Origin of the sequence: Streptomyces lienomycini (assembly GCF_027947595.1) — a bacterium.
GTDB classification, from domain to species: Bacteria; Actinomycetota; Actinomycetes; order Streptomycetales; family Streptomycetaceae; genus Streptomyces; species Streptomyces lienomycini.
The window spans coordinates 3,210,009-3,226,891 of the sequence record NZ_CP116257.1 but is presented as its reverse complement, the minus strand read 5'-3'; the positions used below and the strand labels follow the sequence as shown (position 1 = coordinate 3,226,891).

The 16,883-nt window shown below is 74.7% G+C and carries 19 protein-coding genes and 1 pseudogene; 8 read left to right on the top strand and 12 right to left on the bottom strand.

Features of this window, described 5'->3' with window-relative positions:
* Positions 1-67: 67 nt before the first annotated feature.
* Positions 68-736 (bottom strand): TetR/AcrR family transcriptional regulator, encoded by a 669-nt coding sequence (locus tag BJ961_RS14475; RefSeq protein ID WP_271413223.1) that lies wholly within the window; start codon positions 734-736, stop codon positions 68-70.
* Between the two features lie 167 nt (positions 737-903).
* Between BJ961_RS14475 and BJ961_RS14470 the strand changes: the two genes are divergently transcribed.
* A complete protein-coding gene (locus tag BJ961_RS14470; protein ID WP_271413222.1) occupies positions 904-1,467 on the top strand; it encodes an NADPH-dependent FMN reductase in 564 nt (187 codons plus the stop codon).
* 107 nt (positions 1,468-1,574) lie between these two features.
* Here BJ961_RS14470 and BJ961_RS14465 read toward each other — a convergent pair whose 3' ends face one another.
* Complete coding sequence (locus BJ961_RS14465; RefSeq protein ID WP_271413221.1) at positions 1,575-2,480, bottom strand: LysR family transcriptional regulator; 906 nt, start codon at positions 2,478-2,480, stop codon at positions 1,575-1,577.
* 140 nt (positions 2,481-2,620) lie between these two features.
* On the opposite strand from BJ961_RS14465, the gene BJ961_RS14460 reads away from it, so the two are divergent.
* On the top strand, positions 2,621-2,824 hold the full coding sequence (locus BJ961_RS14460) for a hypothetical protein (RefSeq protein WP_271413220.1): 204 nt from the start codon (positions 2,621-2,623) through the stop codon (positions 2,822-2,824).
* Between the two features lie 4 nt (positions 2,825-2,828).
* On the opposite strand, the gene BJ961_RS14455 is transcribed toward BJ961_RS14460, so the two are convergent.
* Positions 2,829-3,536, bottom strand: a complete 708-nt coding sequence (locus BJ961_RS14455) for an SDR family NAD(P)-dependent oxidoreductase (protein ID WP_271413219.1) — start codon at positions 3,534-3,536, stop codon at positions 2,829-2,831.
* A gap of 102 nt (positions 3,537-3,638) precedes the next feature.
* Between BJ961_RS14455 and BJ961_RS14450 the strand changes: the two genes are divergently transcribed.
* A complete protein-coding gene (locus BJ961_RS14450; protein ID WP_271413218.1) occupies positions 3,639-4,478 on the top strand; it encodes a helix-turn-helix transcriptional regulator in 840 nt (279 codons plus the stop codon).
* 21 nt (positions 4,479-4,499) lie between these two features.
* On the opposite strand, the gene BJ961_RS14445 is transcribed toward BJ961_RS14450, so the two are convergent.
* Positions 4,500-5,459 carry a TerC family protein gene (locus BJ961_RS14445; RefSeq protein ID WP_271413217.1) on the bottom strand — a complete coding sequence of 320 codons (960 nt, stop codon included), beginning with the start codon at positions 5,457-5,459 and terminating at the stop codon, positions 4,500-4,502.
* 178 nt (positions 5,460-5,637) lie between these two features.
* On the opposite strand from BJ961_RS14445, the gene BJ961_RS14440 reads away from it, so the two are divergent.
* Both BJ961_RS14440 and BJ961_RS14435 read left to right on the top strand, forming a co-directional pair.
* Positions 5,638-6,897, top strand: a complete 1,260-nt coding sequence (locus BJ961_RS14440; RefSeq protein ID WP_271413216.1) for a polysaccharide pyruvyl transferase family protein — start codon at positions 5,638-5,640, stop codon at positions 6,895-6,897.
* 23 nt (positions 6,898-6,920) lie between these two features.
* On the top strand, positions 6,921-7,175 hold the full coding sequence (locus BJ961_RS14435) for a hypothetical protein (RefSeq protein WP_271413215.1): 255 nt from the start codon (positions 6,921-6,923) through the stop codon (positions 7,173-7,175).
* A gap of 28 nt (positions 7,176-7,203) precedes the next feature.
* On the opposite strand, the gene BJ961_RS14430 is transcribed toward BJ961_RS14435, so the two are convergent.
* From BJ961_RS14430 to BJ961_RS14415, 4 genes and pseudogenes are all read right to left on the bottom strand, one after another.
* Positions 7,204-7,545, bottom strand: a complete 342-nt coding sequence (locus tag BJ961_RS14430; protein ID WP_271413214.1) for a DUF6343 family protein — start codon at positions 7,543-7,545, stop codon at positions 7,204-7,206.
* A 42-nt stretch (positions 7,546-7,587) separates the two neighbouring features.
* The gene (locus BJ961_RS14425; RefSeq protein WP_271413213.1) at positions 7,588-8,013 is read right to left on the bottom strand and encodes a CBS domain-containing protein; all 426 of its coding nucleotides are present in this window, start codon (positions 8,011-8,013) and stop codon (positions 7,588-7,590) included.
* A 93-nt stretch (positions 8,014-8,106) separates the two neighbouring features.
* Positions 8,107-8,541: a PPC domain-containing DNA-binding protein gene (locus BJ961_RS14420; RefSeq protein ID WP_271413212.1), complete on the bottom strand. Its 435-nt coding sequence runs from the start codon at positions 8,539-8,541 to the stop codon at positions 8,107-8,109.
* A 214-nt stretch (positions 8,542-8,755) separates the two neighbouring features.
* Positions 8,756-10,728: pseudogene (locus tag BJ961_RS14415) on the bottom strand (AfsR/SARP family transcriptional regulator).
* Between the two features lie 218 nt (positions 10,729-10,946).
* On the opposite strand from BJ961_RS14415, the gene BJ961_RS14410 reads away from it, so the two are divergent.
* The gene (locus tag BJ961_RS14410) at positions 10,947-11,843 is read left to right on the top strand and encodes an alpha/beta fold hydrolase (protein WP_271413211.1); all 897 of its coding nucleotides are present in this window, start codon (positions 10,947-10,949) and stop codon (positions 11,841-11,843) included.
* Between the two features lie 119 nt (positions 11,844-11,962).
* A complete protein-coding gene (locus BJ961_RS14405; protein ID WP_271413210.1) occupies positions 11,963-13,282 on the top strand; it encodes an MFS transporter in 1,320 nt (439 codons plus the stop codon).
* Here BJ961_RS14405 and BJ961_RS14400 read toward each other — a convergent pair.
* The 3 genes from BJ961_RS14400 to BJ961_RS14390 all read right to left on the bottom strand — a co-directional run bounded on the left by BJ961_RS14400 (position 13,254) and on the right by BJ961_RS14390 (position 15,214).
* Positions 13,254-13,682: a VOC family protein gene (locus BJ961_RS14400; RefSeq protein ID WP_271413209.1), complete on the bottom strand. Its 429-nt coding sequence runs from the start codon at positions 13,680-13,682 to the stop codon at positions 13,254-13,256. The two genes, BJ961_RS14405 and BJ961_RS14400, sit on opposite strands and share 29 nt — an antisense overlap.
* 113 nt (positions 13,683-13,795) lie before the next feature.
* Positions 13,796-14,218, bottom strand: a complete 423-nt coding sequence (locus tag BJ961_RS14395; protein WP_271413208.1) for a PPOX class F420-dependent oxidoreductase — start codon at positions 14,216-14,218, stop codon at positions 13,796-13,798.
* 105 nt (positions 14,219-14,323) lie between these two features.
* On the bottom strand, positions 14,324-15,214 hold the full coding sequence (locus BJ961_RS14390; protein WP_271413207.1) for an NAD(P)-dependent oxidoreductase: 891 nt from the start codon (positions 15,212-15,214) through the stop codon (positions 14,324-14,326).
* 143 nt (positions 15,215-15,357) lie between these two features.
* Here BJ961_RS14390 and BJ961_RS14385 point away from each other — a divergent pair, with 143 nt between their 5' ends.
* On the top strand, positions 15,358-15,822 hold the full coding sequence (locus tag BJ961_RS14385) for a type II toxin-antitoxin system PemK/MazF family toxin (RefSeq protein ID WP_271413206.1): 465 nt from the start codon (positions 15,358-15,360) through the stop codon (positions 15,820-15,822).
* Here the strand turns inward: BJ961_RS14385 and BJ961_RS14380 are convergent.
* Entirely contained in the window at positions 15,807-16,805 is a 999-nt protein-coding gene (locus BJ961_RS14380) for a TIGR02452 family protein (RefSeq protein WP_408648679.1), read from the bottom strand. The two genes, BJ961_RS14385 and BJ961_RS14380, sit on opposite strands and share 16 nt — an antisense overlap.
* Positions 16,806-16,883 lie beyond the last annotated feature (78 nt).

Genomic DNA, 16,883 nt, shown 5'->3' with positions numbered 1-16,883 from the left:
ACCGCATCCTGGCAGAAGCCGGGCGCGGGGCCGCGGGCGGGTCAACGCCGTGTGCCGCGCGCGGAGTTCAGGACGGGGTGGCGGTGCGGGTCACCCTGGCGACGAGGTCGAGCCAGCCCGCCCGGACGCGTTCGGCGGGCAGCCCGCACTGCTCGGTGAGGTGGTGGATGAGGGCGGCGTCGAGGTAGGCCATCAGGGTGTGCGAGAGGAGTTCGCTGTCGGCGTCCGGCACGGCCTCCCGCAGCAGCAGCGCCACGTGCTGGCGCAGGAAGCGGCGCGGGGGGAAGGTGTGGCGGCGTTCGGGGCCGGGCTCCCCGGCCAGGAGCAGGTCGAGCTGGTCGACGGAGCGGCTCAGCAGCGCGCAGCCGAAGGCCCGCAGTCGCTCGACCGGCGGTGCGCCGGGTCCCAGGGGCGGCGGACCGCTCAGGAGCGCGGCCTGGAACTTGCGCTCGGAGTGGTCGAGCATCGCCGCGAGCAGCCCGGTGCGGTCGCCGAAGCGGCGGAAGACCGTGCCCTTGCCCACCGAGGCCGCGGTGGCCACCGCCTCCATGGTGAGGGCGGCCGCGCCGTGCTCGGCGACCAGCCGCTCGGCGGCCTCCAGGAGCCGGGCGCGGTTGCGCGCGGCGTCGGCGCGCAGGCAGGGCTCGCCCTCCTCGGTCCCGGCGCCGAGTTGCAGCAACTCGGTCGGACCGACGTTCTCCTGAGGCTGCGGGAAGGGCGGCAGGGTGGCGGGCATGTCGCCAGCGTAAAGCATCGGGAAGAAAACTGGACCGCGGTCCGTTTGGGATGTTAGAAATTAAACGGACCCCGGTCCGGATTGTTGCGGCGGTGTTTCGGCACCGCCCTGCGTCCGCCGTTTCCGCTGTTCCCGCTCCGCCACCCGTTCCTGCATTGGGAGTACTCATGTCTGTCCGCATTCTCGCGCTCGTCGGCAGCCTTCGCGCCGGTTCGCACAACCGCCAGCTCGCCGAGGCGGCCGTCAGGTTCGCACCGGAGGGCGCCGAGGTGCAGGTGTTCGAGGGGCTCGCCGACATCCCCTTCTACAACGAGGACATCGACGTCGAGGGCAGCGTCCCGGCCGCCGCCGTGAAGCTGCGCGAGGCCGCCCAGGGCGCGCAGGCCTTCCTGCTCTTCTCGCCCGAGTACAACGGCACCATCCCGGCCGTCCTCAAGAACGCCATCGACTGGCTGTCGCGGCCCTTCGGCGTCGGCGCCTTCACCGGCAAGCCGGTCGCCGTGGTCGGCACCGCCTTCGGCCAGTACGGCGGCGTGTGGGCGCAGGACGAGGCCCGCAAGGCCGTGGGCATCGCCGGCGGCAAGGTGATCGAGGACATCAAGCTGTCGATCCCCGGTTCGATGACCCGCTTCGCCGAGACCCACCCGGCGGACGACGCCGAGGTCGCCGCACAGCTCACCGAGGTCGTCGCCCGGCTGCACGGTCACGCCGACGAGGCCGTCGCCGCCTGACCGGCGTCCGCACCACGCACGACGGGACCGGAGCTCGGGCGAGCTCCGGTCCCGTCGTGCGTCCGGGCGGACGCGGTACGTCCCGCGTCCCGCGTCGGGGGCGCGCGTCAGGCCATCGCGGACGCGGCCAGCGTGCGCAGTTCCGCCAGCGCCGCCGCGACCGCCGGGCGCCGGTGACCGCCGCCGCGCGTGCAGGTGAGCAGCTTGCGGTGCGGCCGGTGCGCGCAGGGCACCCGGACGATCGGCAGCTCGGGGGCGAGCCGGGCGAGCCGGGGCACCAGCGCGACGCCGAGCCCGTGGGCGACCAGGTGGGCGGTGACGTTCCAGTCCACCGCGTGATGGACCACGTCGGGGGTGAACCCGGCGGCACCGCAGGCCGACATGACGTGCGTCCGGCAGGGGCTCTGCGGCATCGGCGCGATCCAGGCCTCGTGCGCCGCGTCGGCGAGGTCGGCGCCGTCCCGTCCGGCCAGCGGATGGTCCGCGGGGACGACCAGGTCGAACGGGTCGTCCAGCAGCGGCCGCTGGTCGAAGCGCGCGTCGGCCGACGGCGGACTGGCCGGGGTCGCCTCCACCACCGCCAGATCGCTCTCCCCCTCGAAGAGCAGGTCGAAGCTCTCCGCGACCTCGACCTCCCGGATCCGCACCGACAGCCGCGGGTGGCACTCCCGCAGCCGTGCCGCCAACGGGGCCAGCAGGACGGAGACGGCCACGGAGGAACCCGTCACCCGCAGCGGTCCCGCGAGGGCCCCCTCCCCCGCCCGCAGCTCCAGCTCCGCCTCGTCCCAGCGGGCCTCGATCGCGTCGGCGTGTCCCAGCAGGCTCTCCGCGGCCGCGGTGAGCCGCACCCCGCGCCCCTGCGGCTCCAGCAGGTCGACGCCGAGGTCCCGCGCCAGCTGCCGGATCTGCTGGGAGGCGGCCGAGGGGGTGAAGTGCAGGGCGCGGGCCGCCGCGGTGACGGTGCCGTAGTGGGAGACGGCCCGCAGCACGTGCAGCCTGCGCAGATCAATCATGAAGCGCACGCTTCACGGTGGAGTCCGTAAAGTCAACCTGGACGTGAACGGATCCGTGGCCGCACCCTGTCAGTGGCGCCCCGGTGGGCCCACGATCCGCACCAGCCTTCCGACGTACCACTCACGCACGAGGAGTCGCCATGTCCAGCACGACCGGTGTCGTCTGCCCGCACTGCGGGTGGCCCGACGGTGCCGAGCCCTTCCAGGTGGTGTCCGCGCACCCGACCGCGGCGGGCGGCACGCTGTGGACCCGGTGCGCCTGCGGTTCCCTCCAGGCCCGCGTCGTCGACGGCCACGGCACCCGCGTGGTCTCGCGCGGCAGGCCCACGCCCGCGGGCCGCTGAGGCGTCACCAGGGCAGCGGGCCCGACGCGTCGACGTATCCCCCGGTGGGCCCGTCCGGTCCCAGTCGGGCCATCCGGACGATGACCTCGGCGCCCTCGGCCACGGTCTGCGTGCCGGTGCGGCCGTTCAGGTCGGTCGCGGTGAAGCCCGGCTCGACGGCGTTGACCCGCATCGTCGGGAACGCCTTCGCGTACTGCACGGTCAGCGCGTTGACCGCGGTCTTGGACGCCGGGTAGGCGAGGCCCGGGTAGCCGTACCCGGGGCCGTCCGGCGAGGCGAGTCCGGTCAGCGAGGCCAGGCCGCTGCTCACGTTGACCACGACGGGCGCGGCGGAGCGGCCCAGCAGCGGGAGGAAGGCGTGGGTCACCCGCACCAGGCCGAAGACGTTGGTCTCGAAGACGGTGCGCAGCAGGTCGGCGGTGGTGTCCTGCGCGCCGGTCACGGAGTTGTGCGCGCCGCGCTGCTCGATGCCGGCGTTGTTGACCAGCACGTCGAGTCCGCCGTCGGCGGCCACCGTCCGCACGGCGGCGGCGACGGAGGCGTCGTCGGTGACGTCCAGGACGAGCGGCCGCGCGCCCAGTTCCCCGGCGGCGCGGCGTCCACGCTCGGGGTCGCGGGCGGCGGCGTAGACGGTGTGGCCGGCGGCGACGAGCCGGCGGGCGGTCTCGAAGCCGAGGCCCTTGTTGGCTCCGGTGATCAGTGTGGTGGTCATGGGGCCCAGCCTGCGGCGCGGTGGTGGCGGCAGCCAGGCGTCCCGTCTTCCTGGGACCAGGGGTACCAGGAAGACGGGTCGTCCGCGGTGTTCACTGGGGGCATGACGGCTACGGAGTTCGGGCGGGCGTTGCGGCTGCGCAGGGACCGGGTCTCCCCCGAGGCGGCCGGGCTGCCCGCGGGCGGGCACCGGCGGGCGGCGGGCCTGCGGCGCGAGGAGCTGGCCCTGCTGGCCGGTGTCTCCGTCGACTACGTCACCCGTCTCGAACAGGGGCGGGCGGCCAACCCGTCGGCACAGGTCGTCGAGGCCCTCGTACGGGCGCTGCGGCTGCCGGCCGAGGAGCGCGCGCACCTGTTCCGGCTGGCCGGGCTGGTGGAGCCTGGTTCCGGGGCCGTCCCCGCGTACATTCCGCCGAGCGTCCACCGGCTCCTCGACCGGCTGGCCGGCACCCCGGTGGCCGTGTACGACGCGATGTGGACGCTGCTGCTGGCCAACCCGCCCTACGCCGCGCTGATGGGCGACCCGTCCCGGTGGCACGGGCCGGAGCGCAACGGCGTGTGGCGCAACTTCGTCGGGCCGGGCAGCCGGGCCCGGTACACGCCGCGGGAGCGCCGCGCCTTCGAGGCCGCGCTCGTCTCGGACCTGCGCGCGACCGCGACCCGCTATCCCGCCGACCGGCGGCTCGCCCGGCTGGTCGCCGCACTGAGGGCCCGCAGCGAGCGGTTCGACGAGCTGTGGCGGGCGGACGCCGTCGGCCGGCACGAGGCGGCACGCAAGACCGTCGACCATCCGCGGGTGGGCCCCGTCACGCTCGACTGCGACGTCCTCGGGGTGGCCGGAAGCGATCTGCGGATCATGGTCTACACGGCGGAACCGGACACCCCCGACGCGGAGCGGCTCGCCCTGCTCACGGTCCTGGGCACCCAGGAGCTGGTGGAGTAGCCGCCGCACCGGGGGCGGACGTCACGCCCGTTCCCGTCGCCGGGTGGCCCACAGGCTCGACGCCGTGGTGACCGCGAGGACCAGCACGATGAAGCCGAGCGAGAACGGGATGCCGATCTCGGGGACGTGGACGCCGGACTCGTGCAGCGCGTGCAGCACCAGCTTGACGCCGATGAAGCCCAGGATGACCGACAGACCGTAGGAGAGGTGGACCAGCTTCCTCAGCAGGCCGCCGATGAGGAAGTACAGCTGTCTGAGGCCCATCAGGGCGAACGCGTTGGCCGTGAACACGATGTACGGGTCCTGGGTCAGCCCGTAGATGGCGGGGATGGAGTCCAGGGCGAAGAGGATGTCGGTGAACCCGATGGCGAGCATCACGACCAGCATCGGGGTCATCACCCGCCTGCCGTTCTCCTCCACCCACAGCTTGGTGCCGTGGTACCGGTCGGCGACGCCGAAGCGGCGCTCGACTGACTTCAGCAGCTTGTTCTCCTCGTACTCCTCGTGCCCGTCGGCGCTCCCGCCCCCGCGGGCGTCCTGGATCAGCTTCCAGGCGGTCCAGATCAGGAAGGCGCCGAAGAGGTAGAAGACCCAGGAGAAGGCGGAGATGATCGCCGCGCCCGCCGCGATGAAGACGGCGCGCAGCACCAGGGCGACCAGGACGCCGACCATCAGCACCCGCTGCTGGTACTGCGAGGGCACCGCGAACTTCGCCATGATCAGCACGAAGACGAACAGGTTGTCGACGCTGAGCGACTTCTCCGTGATGTATCCGGCGAAGAACTCGCCGGATGGCCCGCCGCCGCCCACCACGAGCAGTCCCACCCCGAACAGACAGGCCAGGACCACCCATACGGCCGTCCAGATCCCGGCCTCCCGGAGGGACACGTCGTGCGGCTTGCGGCCGATGAAGAAGTCGGCGGCGACGAGGACGCACAGGCCCGCGACGGTCAGCAGCCATGTGCTGAGGGAGACGTTCACCGGTGCTCCTCGTACGAACGGGGGGGGAGGTCGTTGGGGGCGGTGTGCGGGACGGGATCGCGTACGGGTTCTTGGCCAGGGTGTTTCCGGGACGCGGCGCAGGCAACCCGGCACGGTGCGCCGTCCGCGCGCCGTGACCGGCGCGCGCCGTCCGACTCCGACGTGAGGGGAGCCCCGGATGACCACCGCGCCCTCGCGTCCCCCTCCCGCCCGGCCCGGGCCGCGCATCGGTGTGCTGGGTTCCTACGGCGGCTTCAACACCGGCGACGAGGCGATCCTGACCTGCGTCCTGGCCTGTCTGCGCACCCGGCGGCCGGACGCGTGCCTCGTCGTGCTGAGTCGCGACGCGGAGCACACCCGCGCCCACCACGCGGAGGCCGACGAGGTGGTGCCCTGGGAGGGGGTCAGCCGCAACCACGTCCTGGACGTGCTGCCCGGACTGGACCTGCTGGTGCTGGGCGGCGGCGGGATCCTCTACGACGGCGAGGCACGCCGCTACCTGCGGCTGGTGCGCGCGGCCCAGACCCGCCACGTGCCCACCTTCGCCTACGCGGTCGGCGCCGGGCCGCTGAGGGACGCCGAGGACCGGGAAGCGGTGCGCGCGGTGCTGGCGGAGATGGACGACGTCGTGGTGCGGGACGAGGAGTCCCGGCTGGTCCTCGAGGAGGTCGGTCTGGAACGGGAGGTCACCGTCACCGCCGACCCGGCGCTGCTGCTGGCCCCGGAGCCGTTCACCGAGGCGATGATGCGCGACGAGGGGATACCGTCCGGCACCCGGCTGGTGGGGATGTCGGTGCGCGAGCCGGGGCGGGCCGCCGAGAAGCTCGACGAGGGCGACTACCACGCGCTGCTCGCCGACGTCGCGGACTTCCTGGTCCGGCGCCTGGACGCGCGGGTGGTGTTCCTGCCGATGGAGCGGCACGACGTGCGGCACGCGCACGCCGTGCTGTCCCACATGAGCGCCCCGGACCAGGGCCGCATCCTGCACGGCGACTACAGCCCGGGGCAGGTCCTCGGTTTCATGCGCCACCTCGACGTGGCCGTGGGCATGCGGCTGCACTTCGTGATCTTCGCCGCGCTCACCGGCGTACCGGTGCTGCCGCTGCCGTACTCGGGCAAGGTCTTCGACTTCGCGCGCCGGCTGGGTGCCCCGGCGCTGGTGGGTGTGGCGCGCGAGCAGGCCGGGCTGCTGCTGGCGGAGGTGGACCGGCTGTGGGACGAGTATCCGCGGCGCGGGGACGACCTGCGGTCCCGGATGCGGGAGCTGTCCGCCTCGGCCCGGGAGACGTGCGAGCGCTGCGGGTCCCTGCTGGAGGGGATCGCCCCCGTGGACCGGTCGGGCACAGCCGCCGCGGGCGGCGGACCGGCGCGTGAGGGGGCGGCGGGTGACGGGGCGACAGGTGGGGGCGGCCGCCTCGCACCGAGCCCCGGCCGCTGAACGCCTGACCCCGGAGGTGAGCGATGCCGCTCCTCGAAGAGCCCCGCGAGTCCCGCACCGTCGCCCTGCCGCCCCGGCCCGCCCGGCACGGGGGCCGCTGCGACGTCCTGGTGGTGGGCGGCGGTCCCGCCGGGTCCGCCGCCGCGGTCGGCGCGGCCGGGATGTGCGCGGCGCTCACCGTCCGGCACGGTCGCCGACCGCGCGGGCTGCCCTACCGGCCGGTCCAGCGCGAACGGCTGCGGCAGGGGGCGCGGTCGCGGGCGGTGCGGCCCGACTGACGCCTCACCCGGGTTCCTCGTTCCTCGTTCATCGGGTCGGGGCGCCGCGTTCGCCGCGCAGCCGGCGGATCACCACCAGCAGGTCGGCCGCCGCCAGCAGGGCCAGTGCCCCGCACACCACGGTGATGACCACGAGCATGCCGCGGCCCGGGTTGTCGCCGGATCCGGTGTCGGCGGCCCACACGCCGAAGAACACGGCGCCCGCGACGAACAGCGGCAGGAAGACGCCGGAGAGCAGCAGCCTCAGCCGCAGCGGGCTCTGCGCGCGGAGCGGTTCGGTGCCGGTGCGCGGGTGGTGCCGGCCGAACGCGCCAGAGCGTGAACGCGGGACGGGTTCCGTGGCCCGGTGCGGGCCGCGTCGGTCGCTCATGCGGTTCCTCCCCGGCGGTGGGACGGTGCGGACGGCCGGGTGTCAGTGGCCGGGTGCGGCCCGGCTGATGTCCGCGAGCGCGGAGTGCGGGTCGTCGGTTTCGGCGAGGTCGCCGAGGCTGACCACGCCGACCGGGACGCCGCCGTGTTCGACGACGGGGAGCCGGCGCACGGCGTGGCGGCGCATCAGCTCCGCGGCCCGGTCGGTGGTGTCGTCGGGTGCGAGGGTGACGACGGGCGGGGGTGTGCACACCGCGCCGACCGTGGTGGTGTCCGGGTCCCGGCCGTCGGCGACGCCGCGGAGCACGATGTCGCGGTCGGTGAGCACGCCGAACAGGTCGCAGTCGTAGGTCACCAGGACGTCCCCGACGTCCTCCTCGCGCATCAGCCGGGCCGCCCGCGTCACGGTCGTCATGGGTTCGACGGCCACCGCGGCCGGTGACATCACGTCTCGTACGCGCTGTGTCATCGCGTGCCTCCCGGGGTGTCGGTGCGGGATCGCCCGCCCCCCCCACCCGCGTAGCCCGCGCCCGGGGCGGTAAACCGCCGCGCGCCGGCCGGTTCAGCCCAGGTCGATCAGGGCGAGGCCGATGTCGGGACGGTGGGTCCTGGCCAGCTCGGCGGGGCTGTCCCGGACGACGACCTCCAGCGTCGGCCAGACCCGGCCGGACAGCAGGTGGCCGCCGCGGGTGGAGCCGTCGGACAGGCCGAGTACGGCGTGCAGGTGCGGGGTGGGTCCGTCGTCGGCGACGGCGATGTCCCCGACGAGGGACAGCACCTCGCACTGCTCCCGGACCGGGATGCGCCGGTAGTCCTTGGCCTGCCGGTCGAACCAGCCGACGACCGCCTCGGAGAAGGCGCCGACGGCGGTCACCTGGGAGGCGCCCAGCGACCGGTCACGGGCGAAGGCGGTCAGTTCGGCGACCGCGTCCTCGTCCGGGTCGAGCACCACCACGTACACCGCGGACGGACCGTCCTGCACCTGCTGCCACTTCATGGCCCGGCGGGTACCCGGCGGGGGCCGGAGCAACCCCGGTCGGTGTCCCGCCGCGTGGTAGCCGCGGGCGGGATTCCGCTGTCCCGGATCCACATGTCCTCCCTGCGGACGGGAGCGGGACGCGTACCACTACGGCTTCACCGACTGGATGTACGGCCCCACCGCGCCGGCCCCCGACGAGGAGCCCGCGATGTCCACACCGATCCCGCCGCCTTCACGCCCCGAGTGCCCGACGGATCGCGTCGAGCCATCCCGCGACCGGCCCGAAGGTGAGCAGCCCGCTGCCCGCGCCCGCGATCTCACCGGACGCGGGCAGCAGCCTGTCGTACGCCCGCCGCAGGGCCGGGCGGTCGCCGAGGGCGAGGGCGAGCGCGGCCTCGGCGCAGCACAGTGCCTCGTAGAGGAGGTCGGGCGGCGGTTCGGCCAGGGCCCGCAGGGCGTCGCGGGCGGCGGTGTGGCGGCCCTCGGCCAGTAGGGCGAACGGCTCGGCCCAGGGCCGGTACGGCCCCCAGTCCGCGTGCGGGTCCACGTCCGCGGGGCGGCCGCGGGCCAGGCGCAGTCCGAGCAGGGCGAGGGGCAGGAGTCCGCGTTCCAGGCCCGGCATCCCGGCCCCCTCGAGCCCGGCGGCGGCCGACCGGTAGGCGGCCTCGACGCTGTCGTACGGGCTGCCCAAGACGGCCGCGCGCAGGGCCAGGTACCACTGGGTGAAGACGGATACGAGCGGCCGCTCGTGCCGTTCGGCGAGGCGCTGGACGGCCGTCATGTGCGTGTCGGCGGCGGTGAGGTCGGCGAGGGCCGAGCGTGCCTGGAGCCGGACGAGGTGGCCGAGCACCGTGTGGTTGACCAGGTCGTGCCGGGTGCCGAGGGCGACGAGTTCGGCGCCGGTCGCGTCGCGGCGCGGAGCCAGTCCGGCGCGGGTGCACGACTGCATGAAGACGCCGTTGAGGGCGAACGCGAGGAGCGCGGGGTCGTCCAGGCGTCGGGCGAGCCGCTCGGCCTCGGCCGCCGCCCCCGGCCCGCGCGGGGACCGTACGCCCCGCGACTCCAGGGCGACGGTGGCCAGCAGGCGGCAGCGGGCCGCGTCGGCGGTGCGGTCCTCCGGCAGGGCGGCGAGGGTGCGCTCGGCCGCCGCGACGATCCGCCGGGCCAGTTCGGGGTCGTCGCTGCGGGTCCAGTTGGCGGGGACGTCCCAGGCGCCGATCACCCGGGCCGTCAGTTCCGCGTCGCCCGTCTCCTCCGCCGCGGTGACCGCCGTCATCCGGTGCTCGCGGGCCGCCTCCAGGCCGCCGCCACCGGTGACGGCGAGGTTCCGCAGCAGGCCGACGGTGGATTCCAGACGGGCGCGGGCACCGGCGGCGACGGTGCGGTCGTACGCCTCCGTGGCCCGGGCCCACAGCCGGGCCGCCGCTTCCGCCGGTTCGCCGGGCGGGTCCAGGTCCGGGTCCTGGGCGAGGATGCCGGCCTCCAGGCGGCGCAGCCGGGGTCCCGGGTCGATGCCCAGGTCCCGGGCCAGCAGGGCGCGGGCCCGGCGCAGCACGGCGAGGGCGTCGGCCTGCCGTCCGGTCCGGTACAGGGCGAGGGCGAGCAGGCGCCAGGACTCCTCCCGCCAGGGGTGCTCGGTGAGGTGGGCGTCGAGGTCGGGGACCGCCTCGGCGGCGCGGCCGAGGTCCACGAGCAGTTCGGCCCGGCGTTCGACGGCGCGCAGCCGCAGTTCGGTGAGCCGGGAGCGCTCGCCGCGGGCCCACTCCCGGCCGCCGAACTCGGCGTAGGCGGGGCCGCGCCACTCCCCAGCGCCGCCCGCAGCCGTTCGGGGGCCCGGGCGGCCGGCAAGCGGTCGGCCTCCGCGACCGCGGCCTCGAAGCGCCACGCGTCCACGGCGTCCGGCGCCGCGCGCAGGGCGTAACCGGGGCCCTCGGTGACCAGCAGCCGTGCCGGGGCGCGCGGCGGCCGGTCGGGTTCCAGGGCGCGGCGCAGGTCTCCGACGAAGGTGCGGACCGCTCCCACGGCCCGCGGCGGCGGCGCGTCGTCCCACAGGTCCTCGACCAGACGGGCCACCGGGACGACCCGCCGCCGGGCCAGGACCAGCCGGGCCAGCACGGCACGGTGCCGGGGGCCCTTGAGGGCGAGGACATGGCCGCCGTGTCCGGCGGTGACCGCGCCGAGCACACCGAACGTGACCGCTTCCATGTTCCGTCCGCTCCGATCCGCCACCGCGCGTGCGACCACCACGGTACGCGTGCGGGCCTCCTCCCGACGGGGCCGCGGGCCGGTTGCTGATCGGTTGCTGATCCACGCGCGGCAGGGTCGCGGTCGTCGCCCCGGCGACGCGAGCACAGACCGCGGACCGGTCGCGGAACAGAGCGCGGACCGGACCGCGGAAGGACACGGAGAGGCACAGACGAACCATGGAATCGACCATCCCCGGCATCCCCGGCATCCCCGGCTTCACCCACGACCGCGTGACGGTCACGGACGGCATCGACCTGCATGTGGCGGTCGGCGGCACCGGCACGCCGGTCGTGCTGCTGCACGGCTTCCCCCAGACCCACCTGATGTGGCGGCACGTCGCCGCCGACCTGGCCGCCGACCACACGGTCATCTGCCCCGACCTGCGCGGCTACGGCGCCAGCGACAAGCCCGCCGACCCGGACGGCACCGCGTACGCCAAGCGGGCCATGGCCGCCGACGTGGTCGCCCTGGCCCGGGAGCTGGGGCACGAGCGGTTCGCGCTCGCCGGTCACGACCGGGGTGCGCTCGTCGCGGTGCGCGCCGGGCTCGACCACCCCGACGCGGTGACGCACCTGGCCGCGCTGGACGTGCTGCCGACCCTGGACATGTGGGACGTCCTGCGCGGGACGACGGCGGCGGTGGGCTTCCACCTGTATCTGATGGCCCAGCCGCCGGGGCTGCCCGAGCAGTTGATCGGCGCCGCGCCGGACGCGTTCTTCGGTCACTTCCTCGACATCTGGACCCGGGACCCGAACGCCCTGCCCGCCGACGTCCGCGCCGCCTATCTGAAGGCGTCCCGTGAGGCGGTGCCCTCCATCGTGGCCGACTACCGAGCCTCGGCCGGCATCGACGTCGACCACGACCGGGCGGACCTGGCGAACGGCAACCGGCTGCGGATGCCGGTGACCGTCCTCCAGCAGGACTGGGGCGCCGCGCTGGGCTACGACGCCGCCGCCCTGTGGCGCGCGTGGGCGCCTGACCTGCGGCACGAGACCGTCGGCTGCGGGCACTTCATGGCGGAGGAGGCACCGGGCGAGGTCGCGGGGGCGCTGCGGAAGCTGCTGACGCGGTAGGCGTGCGGGCGGGAGGGGCCGCGGGGCGGAACGGGACCCGTACGTCACCGCTGTGGACAACGGATGGTTGTACCCGCGGGCGGGCGGTTGTTTGATCCGCGCGGCCCCGGCTCGCTTGGATGTCCGGCGTGGCGAAGACGGGTGAAGTCGGGTCGGACGTGGTGGCCGGCGGTTCGTTGGGGCGGCGGTTCGGATGGCTGTGGGGCGCGTACGCCGTCAGCACCTTCGGCACGCGGCTCGCGTTCGACGCCTTTCCGTTGATCGCGGTCATGGTGCTGGACGCCGGGCCGGGGCGGGTGGCGGCGCTCGCGGCTGCGGGGCTCGCGGTGGGCGCGGTGGTGGCGGTGCCGCTGGGGCCGTGGGTGGAGTTCCGGCGCAAGCGCCCGGTGATGATCGGCACGGACCTGCTGCGGTGCGCGGTGCTGCTGAGCGTGCCGCTGGCGTACGCCTTCGGGCGGCTCGGCTTCGCCCAGTTGCTCGTGGTGTCGGTCGTCGTCGCCGCGGCCGACATCACGTTCCGGGCCGCCGCCGGTTCCTGTCTCAAGGCTCTGGTACGTCCGCCCGACCTGCTGACCGCGAACGGCCGGCTCGAGGCGACGACGTGGACCGCGACCATGCTCGGGCCTCCCGTCGGCGGGGCCGCGATCGGGCTCTTCGGTCCGGTGGTGACGGTGGCGGTCGACGCGGTCAGCCACCTCCTCTCGGCGCTGGGGATCCGGGCGATCGGGGGCGGGGAGCCGCGCCCGCGGCGCGCGGACGTCCCCCGGTTGCGTGCCGGTGACCTGCTGGACGGCTGGCGGTACGTGCTCGACTCGCCGGTTCTGCGTCCGCTGTTCCTCAACACGGTCCTGGTCAACGCGCTGATCATGGCCACCACGCCGCTGCTCGCCGTGCTGATGCTGGGCGATCTGGGCTTCGCGCCCTGGCAGTACGGCCTCGCCTTCGCGGTGCCCTGCGTCGGCGGACTGGTCGGCTCGCGGCTGGCCCGTCCACTGGTGGCGCGCTTCGGGGAGCACCGGGTGCTGGTCACCAGTGGGGTGCTGCGCGTGTGCTGGCCCGTCGGCCTGGCCTTCGTCGGGCCGGGGACGGCGGGGCTCGTCCTGGTGATGGTGGTCGAGTTCGGGCTGATCACCTCGGTGGGCGTGTACAACCCGGTGTTCGCGACCCGCCGGCTGGAGCTGACGCCGGCGGACAGGGTGGCGCGCACCCTGTCCGCCTGGACGATCAGCGGGAAGTTGACGACCGCGGCCCTGACCGCGGTGTGGGGTCTGCTGGCGGGCTTCGTCGGAACGCGTACGGCGGTCGCGCTCGCGGGTGTCCTGATGCTGGCGACACCGCTGCTGCTGCCGCGGCGGGAACCCGCGTCCGGTCCGTCCCCGGTGGAGCCCGCCGGGGACGGGTGGGACCCCGTCAGCGAGCCCCGGGAACGTCCTGAGTGACACCGTTCAGCGGCGAGGACGGGTCACTGCCGTAGGGGCGGGTGAAGGCCTCCATGCCGTGCCCGGACGGGTCGGTGAAGTACACGCCCCGGCCGCCGTCGTTGCGGTTGATCCGGCGCGGGTGCCGGCCGGGCGGGTCGGCCTGGATGGGGACCCCGCCCTCGACGAGCCGGGCGAGGACGCCGTCGAACTCGTCCTCGGAGACGAGGAACGCGTAGTGCTGCACGACGATGTCGATGTCGACGGTGGCGAAATCGAGGGTGACGCCGTTGGCGGTCTTCACGGGCAGGAACACTCCGGCCGGATCGCCGACCTCGAGGTCCAGGATCTCGGCCAGGAAACGGGCGGACTTCTCCCGGTCGCGGGAGAGAACGATGGTGTGGTTGAACTCGACTGACACGGGTCAATGCCTCCACGGGCATCTCCGCGGCGCCTCCATGCCTCACCCGGACGGTGACCGACACGCGATGCCGCCCGAAGATCATACGCCCGGGTCCGCTCCCGCGTCCCGTCTCAGCCGGACTGGTCGCTGTCCTTCATCGCCCCCCAGCCGTGCCAGCGCTCCACCTCGATCCAGGCGCTGACCCGGGGCCGCTTCCGGTCCGGGTAGGGGTTGCCCGTGTAGTGCCGGGAGAGGCGGTCGATGCCGGAGAGGTCCTCGTCGTCGCGCATCTCGGCGACGCGGCCGATGAGGGTGACGTGGGTGTACCAGTCGTCACCGGCGAGGACGGTGAGGGTGACGCGCGGGTCGCGGCGCAGGTGGCCCAGACGGACCCGGCCCGCGTCGAGGTTGACCAGCACGCGGCCGTCGTCGTCCCACGCGTACCAGGTGGGTGTGGAGACGGGGGCGCCGTCCGAGCGGAGGGTGGCCATGACGCACGGGTTGGGGCGGCGCAGCATTTCCACGGCCTCGGGCGGCAGCGGCGGCTTGGACATGCGGACTCCTTCGGTTGTGTGCGGTTGTGGTGCGGGCCGGGTCCGGGGGCCGGGTCCGGTCTCCGGCGTTCCGTTCGTCTCGTGCACCCGGTACCCCGGGTGGGCTCAGTCGGTCGTCTTCTCCTCGAAACTGGCGAAGTAGGCCGCCGCCATGTCGTCGTCGCCGTGTCCCTGGGCGGCGGCCCGGGCGAAGCGTTCCGCGCCGGCCGCGGCGAGGTCCAGCCGGACGCCGTTGGCCTCGCCCGCCTCCACGATCAGACGGGCGTCCTTCTCGGCGGTGGTGACGGCGAACTGGGCGGGTGTCAGCGCTCCGTCGCGGATCAGAGCGGCCTTGGCCCGCAGGTAGCCCATGTCGAGCGGGCCGCCGGCGATGGCGTCGAAGAAGCCGTCGGGCTCCACGCCCAGCGCCTTGGCGAGTGCCAGGACCTCGCCGACCGCGTTGGTGGCGGCGAGGACCCAGCTGTTGGCCACCAGTTTCAGCCGGGTCGCGCTGCCGGCCGCGCCGTCCTCGCCGGTCCACACGGTGCGGGAGCCGACGGCGTCGAAGACGGGCGCCACCGTGTCCCGCGCCGCCCGGGGGCCCGCGGCCAGCACCAGCAACTGACCGGCCTCCGCGGGCTGACGGGTGCCGAGGACGGGGGCGTCGAGGAAGACGAGGCCGTGCTCGTGGGCGAAGGCGGCCAGGTCGGCGACCGCGTCGACGCCCGCGGTGGTGGACTGCGCCCACACGGTGCCGGGGCTCAGGCCGGGCGCGGCCCGCCGCATGACGTCGAGGGCGGCCGGGCCGTCGTACAGCATGGTGAGGACGACGTCGGCGCCGCGTACGGCCTCGTCCGGGCCGTCGGCGACGTGCGCGCCGTCGGCGGCCAGCGGCTCGGCCTTGTCCCGGCTGCGGTTCCAGACGCGGACGGTGTGCCCGGCGCGGACCAGGTTGCGGGCCATCGCGGCACCCATGATGCCGGTGCCCAGGACGCTCACGGTGAGCTGGTCGGTCATGACGTCGCCTTCTGCCTCGGACTGACTCGTGCGGATGCGTGCGGTCGGTGGCCCGGCCCCGACAGCACGGGGCCCGGGGGCCAGCCTGCCACCGGACGCGGGTCCCCGCGCGTCCGCGCGCGCACGTCCCGTACGGTACGGCCGTGAGCGCCTTTACCGACGACATCGACAGCAACGGCGGGACCGTCCCGGGCCGTTACGGGCCCTTCGCCACCACCGAGGCCGATCCCCGGGAAGTGGGCCGGGTACGGACCGAGTACGCCCCCGCGCACGACGGCGACCCCGATCCCGGCGAGATCGTCTGGACGTGGGTGCCCTATGAGGAGGCCGACGGCCGGGGCAAGGACCGGCCCGTGCTCGTCGTGGCCCGGGAGGCGGCGGGCACGGTGCTGGCGGTGCAGCTCTCCAGCAAGCGGCACGACGGGGACCGGGAGTGGGTGCCGATCGGCAGCGGGCCCTGGGACCGCTCGGGACGGGACTCCTGGGTCGACGTGGACCGGGTGCTGCGCCTGCACGACGCGGGGATGCGCCGCGAGGCGTGCGCCCTGGACCGGATGCGCTTCGACCTCGTACGGCAGCGGCTGCGGGAGCGCTACGGCTGGAACTGAGCGGCGGAACGGCCCGCGCCCTTGGGGAAGGCGTGCTCGAACGCCGCCCGGACGGTGCCGCCCGGGGTGCGGTCCAGGATGCCGAACGCCACTCGTTCGAAGGTCCCGTCGAACCGTCCGCCGGGCCCGAGCAGCGCCCGGAACGCGCCCGCCACCTGGGCGGGGTCGTTGCGGAACACCCCGCAGCCCCAGGCGCCCAGCACGAGGCGCCGGTACCCGTGGGCCGCGGCGGTCTCCAGCACCCGCTCGGCGCGCACCGCGAGCGCGGCGGGGAGTTCCGCGGCGCGTTCCGGGGCCGTGCGCAGCACCACGCCGGCGTTGGGCGCGGCGGAGGTGAGGAATCCGGCCTGGTACGGCTCGTCCAGCAGGCGGCCGCGGTCGTCGCGGAAGACGGGCACGGCGGGCGAGTGGATGACGCGGTCCGTGTAGAACGGGTCGCGGTGGGCGCGGTGGTGGTCGTAGAACTCGCGCGCCCGCAGCAGGCAGGTGTACAGCGCGGAGGCCCGGCACAGCGCTTCCTCCTGGGCCTGGGCGCCGTTGAGGTAGCCGCCGCCGGGATTGCGGGCGGAGGCGAAGTTCAGCACGGCGACCGTGCCGCCGAGCCGCCGGGCGGCTTCCAGGCTGCTCTCGCCGGTGACCTCGATGACCGTCCGCACGGGGGTTGAGGGGGCCGGCTCGACGGGCCCCGGTCCGTGCGTCCGCGTGCCGTCCCGGGCCGCCTCGACGGCGGCCGCGACGGACACCTCGCGGTCGTCGGACGTGCGGTAGGACCCGGCCGCGACGATCTGCTCGGTCCGCTGTGCGATGCCCCGCAGGCGCGCGCTCCCCCCGTCGTGCTCATGCGGGAATCCTGGGTGATGCTGGTGGTGCGCGCAACGGAGTTTCCCGAACGGCGAACGGCGGGGAAGGCCCCCGTGAACAGTCGGATCGCGGAGATTACCGAGCGAGAACGTCCCGATATGCACCCTTGTGCGGAGCGGCATGAAGGTCTTGGGTGGGACGAGTGTGCCGGCCCGGCCCACCACAGAGGGGCCGGCGACATGGTGGAATCTCAGGAGGAT

What these genes read in the sequence shown, in the direction of transcription:
- BJ961_RS14475 (WP_271413223.1), bottom strand. Translation starts at nt 736, where the DNA reads ATGCCCGCCACCCTGCCGCCCTTCCCGCAGCCTCAGGAGAACGTCGGT.
- BJ961_RS14470 (WP_271413222.1), top strand. Translation starts at nt 904, where the DNA reads ATGTCTGTCCGCATTCTCGCGCTCGTCGGCAGCCTTCGCGCCGGTTCG.
- BJ961_RS14465 (WP_271413221.1), bottom strand. Translation starts at nt 2,480, where the DNA reads ATGATTGATCTGCGCAGGCTGCACGTGCTGCGGGCCGTCTCCCACTAC.
- BJ961_RS14460 (WP_271413220.1), top strand. Translation starts at nt 2,621, where the DNA reads ATGTCCAGCACGACCGGTGTCGTCTGCCCGCACTGCGGGTGGCCCGAC.
- BJ961_RS14455 (WP_271413219.1), bottom strand. Translation starts at nt 3,536, where the DNA reads ATGACCACCACACTGATCACCGGAGCCAACAAGGGCCTCGGCTTCGAG.
- BJ961_RS14450 (WP_271413218.1), top strand. Translation starts at nt 3,639, where the DNA reads ATGACGGCTACGGAGTTCGGGCGGGCGTTGCGGCTGCGCAGGGACCGG.
- BJ961_RS14440 (WP_271413216.1), top strand. Translation starts at nt 5,638, where the DNA reads ATGACCACCGCGCCCTCGCGTCCCCCTCCCGCCCGGCCCGGGCCGCGC.
- BJ961_RS14435 (WP_271413215.1), top strand. Translation starts at nt 6,921, where the DNA reads ATGCCGCTCCTCGAAGAGCCCCGCGAGTCCCGCACCGTCGCCCTGCCG.
- BJ961_RS14430 (WP_271413214.1), bottom strand. Translation starts at nt 7,545, where the DNA reads ATGAGCGACCGACGCGGCCCGCACCGGGCCACGGAACCCGTCCCGCGT.
- BJ961_RS14425 (WP_271413213.1), bottom strand. Translation starts at nt 8,013, where the DNA reads ATGACACAGCGCGTACGAGACGTGATGTCACCGGCCGCGGTGGCCGTC.
- BJ961_RS14420 (WP_271413212.1), bottom strand. Translation starts at nt 8,541, where the DNA reads ATGAAGTGGCAGCAGGTGCAGGACGGTCCGTCCGCGGTGTACGTGGTG.
- BJ961_RS14410 (WP_271413211.1), top strand. Translation starts at nt 10,947, where the DNA reads ATGGAATCGACCATCCCCGGCATCCCCGGCATCCCCGGCTTCACCCAC.
- BJ961_RS14405 (WP_271413210.1), top strand. Translation starts at nt 11,963, where the DNA reads ATGTCCGGCGTGGCGAAGACGGGTGAAGTCGGGTCGGACGTGGTGGCC.
- BJ961_RS14395 (WP_271413208.1), bottom strand. Translation starts at nt 14,218, where the DNA reads ATGTCCAAGCCGCCGCTGCCGCCCGAGGCCGTGGAAATGCTGCGCCGC.
- BJ961_RS14390 (WP_271413207.1), bottom strand. Translation starts at nt 15,214, where the DNA reads ATGACCGACCAGCTCACCGTGAGCGTCCTGGGCACCGGCATCATGGGT.
- BJ961_RS14380 (WP_408648679.1), bottom strand. Translation starts at nt 16,805, where the DNA reads ATGCCGCTCCGCACAAGGGTGCATATCGGGACGTTCTCGCTCGGTAAT.